The sequence below is a fragment of the Ornithinimicrobium panacihumi genome (assembly GCF_052073805.1).
Lineage (GTDB): Bacteria > Actinomycetota > Actinomycetes > Actinomycetales > Dermatophilaceae > Ornithinicoccus > Ornithinicoccus panacihumi.
The window spans coordinates 1-11,323 of the sequence record NZ_JBQGWG010000038.1 but is presented as its reverse complement, the minus strand read 5'-3'; the positions used below and the strand labels follow the sequence as shown (position 1 = coordinate 11,323).

The following is an 11,323-nucleotide window of genomic DNA, read 5'->3' as shown; positions in this document are numbered from 1 at the left end:
GGCTCTTCAACTTTGAGCGTGGCGCGGGTGTTCACGCCGCGATGGGTCGGGGCGCGTAGCCAATGATGCGGCATCGGTAGTTGTCGTGGTTGCGGTACCCCCGTCCGACCCTCTTGATCGTCTTCGCGGTCAGGTTCGCCGCCTCCGTCCTCGCGTTCGTCACCCTGGTTCGGCAGAAGGTGAGCAGCTCCCGCCGCCACGCGCGCAGGGTCCGGAACAGCGCTGCGGGCTCGGGCAGGCGGGTGGCGCGCACGGCGCGCTCGAGGTGGGCCCAGTGCCGCTGGAACGATGACGTGTCAGTGGCGCTGAGAACCTGACGGACGTGCTCCTTGATCCCCCAGGCGACGGCCAGCTCAACGTCCTCGGCGAGGATCTGCTGCAGCTTGGTCCGCTGACGCAGCGTGAGCCGATCACCGGCGCAGGTGAGCAGCTTGCGGTACTTCCACGAGGTGTCGGTGGCCCGGCCGCGGCGCTCGTGCAGCTCCCACACCCGGCGCCGGCGGACCTTGGTGACCATCTCGTTCGCCAGCCGCACCACGTGCCAGTGGTCGACGCTGACCCGGGCGCGCGGTAGTGCCCTGCGGACGGCGGCACGGAACTCGCCGGACATGTCGAGGGCGACGATCTGCACGCGCCGGCGCCACCACCGCGGCCGGGCCGCCAGCCAGGACGTGACGACTTTGCCGCGGCGTCCATCGACGACGTCGAGGATGGCCCCGTCGTCCAGGTTGGTGAACACGATTGACCACGGCTCGACCCGCTTCACGGCCTGGGTGTCGGGATCGCGCAGGTAGCGCACGGTGCGGAATCGGTGCTCATCGATCCCCAGATGCTTGACGTGCCGGCGGTCCACGCCGGTATCCAGGTCCACGGTGCTGGTGAGCATCCGCATTACCGTCGGCCACGACAGGTCCGCCTCGTGCGCGACGCGGGAGACCGCTCGCGGCTCGGCCCGACAGGCGGTGATCACCTGCTCCGCCAGCCGGGTCGTGACCCGGGCCCGGGCGGGCAGCTGCTCGGTCTCCTCGGTGAACGAGCGCCGCGGGCACAGCGGCTCCCGGCAGGCGTAGCGCCGCTTGCGCACGAGCACGTCCAGGGACTCCCCGCCGCACGGGACGTCCTTGACGTGCTGCATGGGTCGAGCCTGGACCCGCGAGGACAGCACCCCGCAGGACGGGCACGCGCCCTCGCTCGTGGTCGTCTCGATCACCACCTGCCGCGCTTGCTCATCGCCGACGGCAGGGCTGGCTGAGACGACTCGGTAGCCGGACAGGTTGAACAGGATCGACGCCGCATCGACGTCGAACGTAGGCTGGTGCACGCTCGCGGTCCTCGCTCATGGGATGTCTAGACAACACCCATGTTGGCGCAGGGCCGCGAGCCCTACCTCAGGGCCCCACCACGCTCAAAGTTGAAGGGCCCGTTTTTCGCGGGCCTGAGCCGGTTCGACCACGAGAACGGGGGCACGTGCCGGCCGTGGGCGATGGCGGGTCTCACGTGGCTCGGAGACGTGTCCCGTGTCAAGGAAGTGGCAGGTTTTCGGCGTCGGGACAGTTGGGTGTGGCGGGGTCGGCCAGGCCCAGGTGCACGTCGCGGGGTCGGTTCCAGGACAGTGCTTCGTGGGGCCGGATCGTGTTGAACTCGACCACGGAAGTCCTCCCCGTGAGCGGCCAGGTCGTGGATGTCGTCGATCTGCTCGCGGTAGAGACGCTCGTACTTCAAGGACTGGAACGCCCGCTCCCGGACCCCGTTCTGCCCTGGGGTTCTGACCCGGGTGCGGACATGGTCCAGCTCTGGGGTGTTCTCGATCAGCGCCGCGAACCGCGCCGAACGGAACGGACCACCGTTGTCGGTCACCAGGGTGATGGGCACGACCTCCCCCGTCTCGGGGTCGGTCAGGTACTCCAGCAGGTCCATGCCCTCAGGCAGCATCGATGCTGCCTCGGTCAGCGCGAGCTGCACCGCGGCGACAGCGTCGTGCTGGTTCGCCGTCGGCGACCAGTGCCACCCGAACTCGTACTTGGACCAGTAGTCCGCGATCCCGGCCACCCACCAGGTCCCGCCCTTGGCGGTCTCGTACTCGGAGAAGTCGAACTCCCACACCATGTTCGGACCCGTCGGGGTCTTGGCGAACGCCGTCCTGCGCTGCTGGGCCAGGTCACGACGTTCCCGCCTGCCAGCGGCGGTAGGTCCGTTCGGGGATGCCGACCAGTGCGCAGAACCTCGTGGTCAGCCGTCCCCGCCTCGGTACGGATTACCTCGAGGTCCTCGAAGGGCCCAGACGGCCCTCAGCGCTCTTCTTCCACACCCGCGCCTCAAGATGCGCCTCACCCAACGCAGTGGTCAGCTCGGCAATCTCGGCCTCCAGCTGCGCCTCCCGGGTCGAGGGCCCAGTCCGGCCCGCGGCCAACGCGATCCGGCCGGCCTCCAGGAACTCCGCCTTCCACCGCCCCGATCGACTGCTCGGACACCTTCTCCTTGCGCGCCCCCTCGGTGATGCTGGTCTCGCCCGCCAGCACGCTGAGCACGATCCGAGCCTTCGTCTCGGGCGGGATCACAGGTGGTCGACCCATAGGCCATCTCCTCCTCGGTCATGCCGATCATGCCCTCATAACCGGTCTGCCAAGAAGTCTGAGACGGGACATTGGAAGGGAAGTTTTGATGTTCGTAGGGAGAGCCTGGCGTTCTCACAGGGCCGGTGCAGGGGGTATGCAGAATGAGTCCAGACTCCGGGAGTATGTTCTTCCAGGATCTCTTCGGCAGCGCACCACAACCAGCGCGTGGGCGCTCGCCGCTGTCACCTTGGAAGGGAAGTTTTGATGTTCGTAGGGAGAGCCTGGCGTTACTGTGTCCGCAAACCAGTGAAAACACTCATCATCTTTGCTGTTCTGGCCATCATGGCCACCGTGGTTATGGCGGCAAGCGCCGTCACTCGCTCAGCCGACCACGTGTCGAACGAGATCGAAGCAAAGACTGGCCGCGGGTTCGTCCTGGAGAACAACCCCCTGCACAATCTCGGAACACCACGAGGTGCCGGCACCGTCAAACCCGCTGACATCGACAAACTCGCGGGGCTGGACGGTGTGGAGACGCACGTGGCCCGGCAGAACGTCACCGCTGACCTCGTGGGCGCGAAAGTGCAGAAACTCGACCACGACGACTACGACAAACAGCGTGAAGAACAGTTCGGCAACGCAGTCAACGTGTGGGGTGTGAACAACAGCGAAATCGACAACAACTTCCGCAGCGGCACACTGAAACTCACCCAGGGCCGCCACCTGAAGCCGGATGACAAGAACAAAGCCGTCATCCACGAAGACCTCGCCAAAGCCAACAACCTCAGCGTGGGCAGCAAACTCACGCTGAAGGGCAACAAGTACGACGTCGACAACGAACGCCAGTCCACAGAAGAGGTCACAACCGAAATTGTGGGACTGGTATCCGGCGACAATCCCCGACCGGCAGCAACACGCAGTGAGCTTTTCGCCAACACCGTGTTCACCGACCTTGAAACCACACGCGCGCTGTACAAGTTCACGCCAGACAACGAGATCTATCAGGACGCGAACTTCTTCATCAGCAACGACGCCGACCTCGACGAGGTCACTCAGGCCGCGAAGGGGCAGGGCATCGACTGGCAGAACTACCAGATCTCCCCATCGGCCCAGTACCTTTCGGGCATCACCGGAGCTGTTGACGGCATCAAGAGCATCATGCGTAACACCACCGTTGCCGCCACCATTTTCGCCGCCGCGGTCGTGGCTCTGGTCCTGTTCCTGTGGCTGCGCGAACGCAACAGGGAAACCGGCACGCTGCTGTCGATCGGCGTGACCAAGACCAGCATCGCCGCACAGTACTTCACCGAAATGGTTCTGATCGCCGTACCGGCGTTTATCGCCGCCTACTTCGCCGCCGGCCGATTCGCCCAATGGATGGGAGACACCACCCTAGCCAGTGTGAACAAGTCGGCAGCGCAGGACATGGCTCAGGCCGGCCAGTTCGGTGCTGACATGGAATCCTCCGCGTCAGCCCAAACATTGGAGAACCTGACAGTGGGCCTGACGTCTGGCTCGGTCATCCAAGCCGCGATTATCTGTGTTGCGGTCATCGCCATTGTCGTTGCCATCACCACGGTGCCGATGATGCGCAAGAGCCCCCGCGCAATCCTGGTGGACGCCACATGACCAGCCCGTGGTCCTGCGCAATCCGCTGCGTCACCCGCAAACCCGCCCGCACCCTGCTCATGACGCTCATCATGACCGCGGTGTTCACAGCACTCGTCGCCCAATCCGGTGTGCGCTCCACCATGGCCGACGTTAAAAATGCCATCAACACCAACATCGGCGCCGGATTCACGGCGGTCGGGTCAACAGGTGAGCCCGGTAAACCGGGTGACGAGGTGGAGCCCGGCTCAGGTGAGGCACCTGGGGCGGGGGAGAGCCCGGCCGCCCAGCCGGGCGGCCCCTCGGGAGATTCCGCGGGAATCGATCGGGAGGTGGCTGAGCGTTTAGCAGCCCTGCCCCAGGTGGCGCGGCACAGTCTTGAGGCGGCCGTCTTGGCCCGGCCCGAAGGTGCGCAGCCGGTGTTGGGTGCCAGTGGAGTTCAGCTGGACCCACAGTTCGCAGGTGATGTCAGTGTGACCGGAACCAGCGATTCTTCGCTCAACCCGGCATTCCAGGGCAAGCTGTACCAGCTCGTCGAAGGGGAGCACGTGGGCGCGGACGAAGGTTTGCAGGCTGGTGCGGGTGGTGGTGCGGGGAAGGCCGGCGCTGGGCAGGCTATCATCCACCGCGCGTTCGCTGATCACAACAAACTCGGTCTGGGAGATAAGCTCACGCTTAGCAGCGAGGGTGACAAAGTCACGGTCACGGTTGCCGGCATCCTTGAAGGCAAAACCGACAACCCTACGGGCCTTCCGTCCGGGGCATCCGAGAACCACATTTTCATGGATCTTGCATCGGCGCAGAAGGTGGGCGCGCCCCTGACTACGGGCCGCTATTTCACGCAGAACGCGCAGCAGCTGCCGGAGGCGCTCGCGGCTGCTGGGCGCATCGCACCGGAGCTGACACTGGAGGACAATTCCGCACAGTTCGCACCCGTACTCCAGGCGATTTCTGGCGTGGACCGGCTGCTGGGAAGCCTGCTGTTGGGCCTGTGCGTGGCCGGCGCGTGCGTGCTCACACTGGTGAGCACTTTCTGGGCGCGCGGACGGATTCACGAAATCGGCATCCTTTTGTCTCTGGGCAAAAGCAAAGGCAATGTGCTGTCGCAGTTCGCAATTGAAGCGGGCATTTTCGCCGGTGTGGCCGCAGTGATTGCCGCAGTGGCCGGGACGGTTCTTTCCTCCCGGTTGGGGCAGGCGGTCTTCGCCCAGGTGGGTGGGGAGACGCTGTCGTCGATTCAGTCGAGCATGGGTGTCGGTCATGTTGGCCTGGCGTTGGTGTTGGGAGCCGTCATTGTGCTTATCGGAGTGTCTGTGGCAGTCCTGCCGCTCGTCATGCAGCACCCCAAACGAATTCTTGCAAAACTCAGTTAGGAAACATCATGGCCATCATGCAGCTTGATCATGTCCACTTCAGCTACGCCAACTCTGCCAAGCGGGTGCTCAGCAACGTCACCTATCACTTCGAAGAGGGCACGTTCTACTCGATCGTCGGTTCGTCCGGCGCGGGCAAAACCACCATGTTGAACCTGTTGGCCGGACTCGATGCACCCGATCAGGGGACCGTTCGGTTTGGCGGCGATGATATTGCCGAAACCGGGTACACCCGCCACCGCAAAGACCAGATTGCGCTAGTGTTCCAGAACTACAACCTCATCGACTACCTGACACCTCTGGAGAACCTGCGCCTGGTCAACCCCAAGGCCAGCATTGACGACCTCACCCTGCTGGGCATTGATGCCGCTGCTGCGAAGAGGAATGTGCTTGCGCTGTCTGGTGGTCAGCAGCAGCGAGTGGCCATCGGCCGCGCGCTGGTTTCCTCCGCACCGGTCATCTTGGCCGATGAACCCACCGGCAACCTCGATGAGGAAACCGCCGAAGGAGTCATCGAGATTCTGCGGGATGCAGCCCATGAGAGGGGCAAATGCGTCATCGTCGTCACCCACTCGAAACAGCTTGCACGATCAGCCGACGTCACGCTGCGCCTAGAACAGCGCAAACTGATCGAACGCAAAAAGCTCTGACGGACGAGGTGGGGTTATGGACAACGCCTCGTCAATACAAAACAGGGGGGTGTCCCTATGTCTTGTGTCAAGCGGCGGCGGGTAGGCGTGAGTGGTAGGTGGTGAGCCGCCCCGGAGTGTCCGGAGACTCGATGGTGTGTCTCACCCTGCCTGGGCGAGGGTTCTGTGAGCGTAGTGGATCTGCTCGACGACGGCCGGGGTGAGGTCCTCCAGGGACTCGTGCGACCGCTGGGTGTTGAAGAAGTCGACCCACTCGAAGGTGGCGACCTCCACGTGGTTGACGTCCCGCCAGGGCCCGTGCCGGTTGATCTGCTCGGTCTTGAACGAACCGATCGTCGACTCGGCCAGGGCGTTGTCGTAGGCGTCCCCCACGGACCCGACCGAGGCGTCCACGCCGGCCTCGAGCAGCCGGGTCGTGAACGCGATCGACGTGTACTGCGAACCCGCGTCCGAGTGCGCCACGAGCCCGGTCAGGTCGGTCACGCCCTCCTGGGCGCGGGTGAACATCGCGTGCTCCAGGGCATCCAGCACCAGCGGCGTGGTCATCGACGTGGCGGCGCGCCAGCCGATCACGCGGCGGGAGAACGCGTCGATCACGAAGGCGACGGAAACCATGCCCAGCCAGGTCGGCACGTAGGTGAAGTCGGCCACCCACAGCCGGTTCGGCGCGGGCGGGTCGAAGTCACGGTTGACCAGGTCAGCCGCCCGGGCCGCCCACCCGTCCGGGATCGTGGTCCGCGGTTTGCGGCCGTACCGGGCGCCTTCCCAGCCGTTGGACCGGTAGAGCCGCTCGATCGTGCAGCGGGCCACGTCGTGGCCCTTGCCGCGCAGCCGCAGCCACATCTTCCGCCTGCCCAGGCCGGCGACCAGCCGCGAGGAGGCACGCTCGGCCCGGATCAGTTCGGTGACCTGCTCATCGCGCAGCGCCGGCGCCGAGGGCCGACGGGTCACCCACTCATAGTAGGTGGAGGGGCTGATCGGGATGCCGTGCTCGCTCAGCACGGCGCACAAGGGCTCGACGCCCCACCGCGGGCCCTCGCCCACGCGGTGGTCCTTGTGCTCGGTGATGAAGGCGATCACCTGCGCCCGGGCCGGTCGAGCTCGGCGATGCTCCTATGTCAAGGCGAGGAATCAGGCGGCCTGCTGGACGTGCCTGGAGGCAGGGATCTGGTCGGCGCGCAGGGCGGAGTAGACGGCGTCGGAGAGTCGTCTGCGCAGCAGTCGCAGTGCGGCGACGCGGTCCTTGCCGCGGGCTTCGGCCTTGGCCAGGTAGGCCCTGCCGGGGCCGAGGCCGCGGGCCTGGGTGACGGCGATCATGTGCAGGGCGTAGTTCATCTGGCGGTTGCCGCCCCGGTTGAGGCGGACCTTGCCGGCCGATGCGCCGGACCACACCGGCACCGGAGCGGTGCCGGTGAACCGGGCGAAGGCGTCCTTGTCCCGGAACCGGTGGACGCCGGCGGTCTCACCGATGATCACCGCTGCGGAGAGCACGCCGCAGCCAGGCAGAGACAGCAGTGTCGGGGCCTGGTCACCGACGAGGGCCTTGAGCTCCTTCTCGATGTCCTTGATCTCCTCGCTGAGGTCCGCGATGCGCGCCACGAGCTTGCGCGCCAGGCGGGCGACGATGCCCTCCTGCGTATCGAGAAAGCCCTTGATGCGTGCCCGCGTGTTCGCCTGCCGCAGGCTGCGGGAAGGCAGGGCCAGGTCGGGGTCGAGCTCGTGCAGGTGCCAGCGCAGCTGGCAGCACGCGCGGGTGCGTTGCATGACCAGGTCGCGGCGGTAGTCAGAGAGCAGCTTGACCTGCCTGGCAGGGCCGTCGAGCTCGGCGACCGGCAGGTCGGGGTGACGCAGCGCCGCGAGGGCGACGGCCTCGGCGTCGATCGGGTCGGACTTGCCCGGGGTACGCGCCCCGCGGCGTGCACCGGCCATCAACCGGGTGGGGACGCGGACCACCTTCTGCCCGGCGCGCAGAAGGTCGCCCTCGAGCCGGCGGGTCAGGTGGCGGCAGTCCTCGAGGGCGAAGGTCACCTCGCCGAAGCGGGCGGCCCAGGTGAGCACCTGCAGGTGCCCGTCGGTGTTGGCGCGCAGGGTGCACTCGCCCAACCGACGGCCGATGTCGTCGACGGCGACGAAGGTGTGGGTGCGCTTGTGGGAGTCGGTTCCGATCATCATCATGGTCGTGGTCCTTCTGCTCGATACTGGGATGGACGTCCTGGTCGCCGGGTACGGCGGGCACGCCTCAATCCAGCCCGGAGCAGGCTCCTATCAAGCCACGCCGTGCCCGACGGCCAAGGCGTCCGGCCGGGCCGCACATCGGACGAGCAGCCAACGACGAGGTCCGTCGCAGCAGCGAAAAAAGGAGCGAACCCGACCGGACCCCCTCAGCGTGACATTGACGCGAAGAAAGCCGACGCCGACCGCAGGATCGCGTTCGCCCGGCGCAGCTCTCGGTTCTCCTTCTCCAGCTGCACGAGCCGCTCGTGCGGATCGGTCGTCGTCGCTGTCGACCCGGGTGACTGGCCAGGGCTCGGAACCAGTTCCGCAGGGTCGGCCCCGGGATGCCCAGCTGCTCACCCACCTGGCTGCAGGCGCGCTTGACCGGCATCCCCGGGTTCTCCCTGATCGTCTCGTTCACCGTGCGGATCGCACGCTCACGCAACTCGTCGCTGTACTTCCTCGGTGCAGGCATGACTCCACTCTCCCGTAGAGATCAAGACCCTCCACCAAACCCGGGGCGGTTCACGGAGTGCAGCAACGCCTTCACCCACGGCCAGCTGCTCTTGGGGGTGGCGGCCATGAGGTTGGCCGCCTAGTGGGTGCGGCACCGCTGCCAGCTGGTCCCGGGCAACGTGGCGCCGATGGCCTCGACGAGGCCGGCGTGGGCGTCGGAGGTGACGAGCCCGACCGGCCCGGCGGTGGTGAGGCCGCGGGCGACGAGGTCGCGGAAGAAGCCGAGCCAGGAGGCGGTGGTCTCGCCGGTGGCGACCTGGATGCCGAGGATCTCCCGGTACCCCTCGGCGTTGATCCCGGTCGCCACCAGGGCGCTGACCTTGACCACGCGGCCGCCTTCGCGGACCTTCAGCACGAGGGCGTCGGCGGCGACGAAGGTGTACGGGCCGCCGTCGAGGGGTCGGGTGCGGAAGGACTCGACGTGCTCGTCGAGCTCGGCGGCCATCGTGGACACCTGGGACTTGGACAGGCCGGTGATGCCCAGGGCGGTGACCAGCTTGTCCATCCGCCGCGTGGACACCCCGAGCAGGTAGCAGGTCGCCACCACCGTCGTCAGCGCCGCTTCGGCGCGACGGCGCCGCTCGAGCAGCCAGTCCGGGAAGAAGCTGCCCTCGCGCAGCTTGGGGATCGCCACGTCCAGGGTGCCGACACGGGTGTCCAGGTCGCGGTGCCGGTACCCGTTGCGCCGGTTCGTGCGCTCGGTGGTGCGGGTGCCGTAGTCCGCGCCGCACACGCTGTCGGCCTGCGCCGAGAGCAGGCTGTTGATGAACGTACCCAGCAGCTCGCGCATCAGGTCCGGACTGGCCTGGGCCAGCTGCTCGTGGAGGAACTGCTCAGGGTCGATAATGGGGCCAGCGGCCATCGTGGTGCTTCCTTCTCGAGTCGGTTGTGAGAGATCACTCGAAGAATCACGCGGTGGCCGCGCCTGCGTCTGCAGGACACGCTCACCCGGATGCTCGTACACCACTCTGCTGGACTCCACTAACCCTGGCTGAGGCCCCGAATAGCATGCGGGTGTTGTTCGATTTCACCGATGCACACCTGGTGGTGCTGTTAGACAACTTGAACGCGAGCAAACTGGACGACAGTTGGGCCAGAGCATTGAATATCAAGGACAAGGAAGGGTCTGGCCGTGGGGCCCATTTCATACGAACTGAGCTGGAAAAACTCAAGACCTCCGGAAAGAGGACTGGGGAAGGTGAGTGGCTGGGGCAGTGGCTGGGCCGTGCGATGGAACAAGACAGAGAAGGCCGCATCATCCCCTACGGGCTGCGGGAGAGAGACATCATCCAGTACATCCCAGTTGACCGCCTCCTTCCCGGAGCTGACTCCTGGCGTGAGGTGACGGCAGAATGGAGAAGGGCTCCACGCCGAGGAGATGAACTCCCGAGCCTCAAGAAATGGCTCTATGAGACGAAGGGGGTCAAGACCAATGCCGAGCACCTGAGGAACGCCGCTCTGGACGTACCCGCCCCGTCGGACCTGAGTTGTGACGCCTTAGTTACACCCCGGGGTTGAGGTAGTTCAGGAGTTCGCGGGCCTCGTCGGGAAGCTCGGGCTCGGCGGTGATCTGGTGGCCGCCGACGGTGATGGTTGCCGTGCGCAGGGGCCGGAGGGTGTTGAGGATCTTCTTGATCGAGGCACCGGTGCGCTGCTGGGCTTCGCGGGAGATCGCCAGGGCGGCGAAGACGATGGTCAGGTGCGCCTCGATCGAGTCGCGCAGCTGGTGGAAGATCGGGCGGGCGCGCAGGTCGGACTTGACCATCCTGAAGGACCGTTCGACCTGGTACAGGTCCTGGTAGGCGGCCACGACCGCGGGCCCGTCCATCTGCTCGATGCCGATGTTCGTGACATAGCCCTTCAGCCCGGTCATCGACCGGGCCCGCTCGACCAGGTCCCAGTCCACGCCCTTGGTCGCGCCATCAATCTTGACGAACCGGTCGCGCTTGAGCGGGCGACGCCCGGCGGCGACGTCCTCGGCCTTCTTGATCATCGCGTTGATCGCCCGGTCATCGTTCTTGCCGCGCTTGAAGGAGTACTGGTACACCACCCGCCGGGTGCGCCGGTCCTTGCCAGCGCCCATGGCCCGGATCGTCTCCACGGTCTGGCCGTCGGTAAAGGCGTTGCCCTTGGTCTTGAAGTGGTCGGCCAGGTCGTACGGAGTCTTCGCCGCGCGGGAGCCGACGATGAAGGCGAACCCGGCGTCCTCCAGCGCGAGCAGGTTGGCCGCGGACAGCATCCCGGCGTCGGCGACGACGATCATGTCGGTCACGTTGTGAGCGTTCTGGAACTCCTTCAGCACCGGGATCAACGTCTTCGTCTCGGCCTTGTTGCCCTCGAAGAGGTGCACAGCCAGCGGGAACCCGCCGGGGTCGCACAGCAGGCCGACGGTCACTTGAGGGTCGAC

At 66.1% G+C, this 11,323-nt stretch carries 8 protein-coding genes and 2 pseudogenes; 4 read left to right on the top strand and 6 right to left on the bottom strand.

Annotated elements, in window-relative coordinates; translation table 11 throughout:
- Positions 1-31 precede the first annotated feature (31 nt).
- On the bottom strand, positions 32-1,321 hold the full coding sequence (locus tag ACTMMA_RS17895; RefSeq protein ID WP_441189508.1) for an ISL3 family transposase: 1,290 nt from the start codon (positions 1,319-1,321) through the stop codon (positions 32-34).
- A 62-nt stretch (positions 1,322-1,383) separates the two neighbouring features.
- Complete coding sequence (locus tag ACTMMA_RS17890) at positions 1,384-2,106, bottom strand: hypothetical protein (RefSeq protein ID WP_441191441.1); 723 nt, start codon at positions 2,104-2,106, stop codon at positions 1,384-1,386.
- A 755-nt stretch (positions 2,107-2,861) separates the two neighbouring features.
- Between ACTMMA_RS17890 and ACTMMA_RS17885 the strand changes: the two genes are divergently transcribed.
- From ACTMMA_RS17885 to ACTMMA_RS17875, 3 genes are read left to right on the top strand one after another with little or no spacing between them, the layout of a single operon-like run.
- On the top strand, positions 2,862-4,184 hold the full coding sequence (locus ACTMMA_RS17885; protein ID WP_441191440.1) for an ABC transporter permease: 1,323 nt from the start codon (positions 2,862-2,864) through the stop codon (positions 4,182-4,184).
- Positions 4,181-5,536, top strand: a complete 1,356-nt coding sequence (locus ACTMMA_RS17880; RefSeq protein ID WP_441191439.1) for an FtsX-like permease family protein — start codon at positions 4,181-4,183, stop codon at positions 5,534-5,536. Before ACTMMA_RS17885 ends, ACTMMA_RS17880 begins: the two co-directional genes overlap by 4 nt.
- Positions 5,537-5,544: 8 nt before the next feature.
- Positions 5,545-6,186 carry an ABC transporter ATP-binding protein gene (locus ACTMMA_RS17875; protein ID WP_441191438.1) on the top strand — a complete coding sequence of 214 codons (642 nt, stop codon included), beginning with the start codon at positions 5,545-5,547 and terminating at the stop codon, positions 6,184-6,186.
- 141 nt (positions 6,187-6,327) lie between these two features.
- On the opposite strand, the pseudogene ACTMMA_RS17870 reads toward ACTMMA_RS17875, so the two are convergent.
- From ACTMMA_RS17870 to ACTMMA_RS17860, 3 genes and pseudogenes are all read right to left on the bottom strand, one after another.
- Positions 6,328-7,290 (bottom strand): annotated as a pseudogene (locus ACTMMA_RS17870) (IS3 family transposase); the annotation flags it as partial.
- 27 nt (positions 7,291-7,317) lie between these two features.
- The gene (locus tag ACTMMA_RS17865) at positions 7,318-8,361 is read right to left on the bottom strand and encodes an IS110 family RNA-guided transposase (RefSeq protein ID WP_441191437.1); all 1,044 of its coding nucleotides are present in this window, start codon (positions 8,359-8,361) and stop codon (positions 7,318-7,320) included.
- 565 nt (positions 8,362-8,926) lie between these two features.
- Positions 8,927-9,778: pseudogene (locus ACTMMA_RS17860) on the bottom strand (IS256 family transposase); the annotation flags it as partial.
- 155 nt (positions 9,779-9,933) lie between these two features.
- Here ACTMMA_RS17860 and ACTMMA_RS17855 point away from each other — a divergent pair.
- Positions 9,934-10,434: a hypothetical protein gene (locus tag ACTMMA_RS17855; RefSeq protein ID WP_441191436.1), complete on the top strand. Its 501-nt coding sequence runs from the start codon at positions 9,934-9,936 to the stop codon at positions 10,432-10,434.
- On the opposite strand, the gene ACTMMA_RS17850 is transcribed toward ACTMMA_RS17855, so the two are convergent.
- Positions 10,418-11,323 (bottom strand): IS1634 family transposase (locus ACTMMA_RS17850; protein WP_441191435.1); only part of this gene is annotated, 906 nt, incomplete at its 5' end. The two genes, ACTMMA_RS17855 and ACTMMA_RS17850, sit on opposite strands and share 17 nt — an antisense overlap.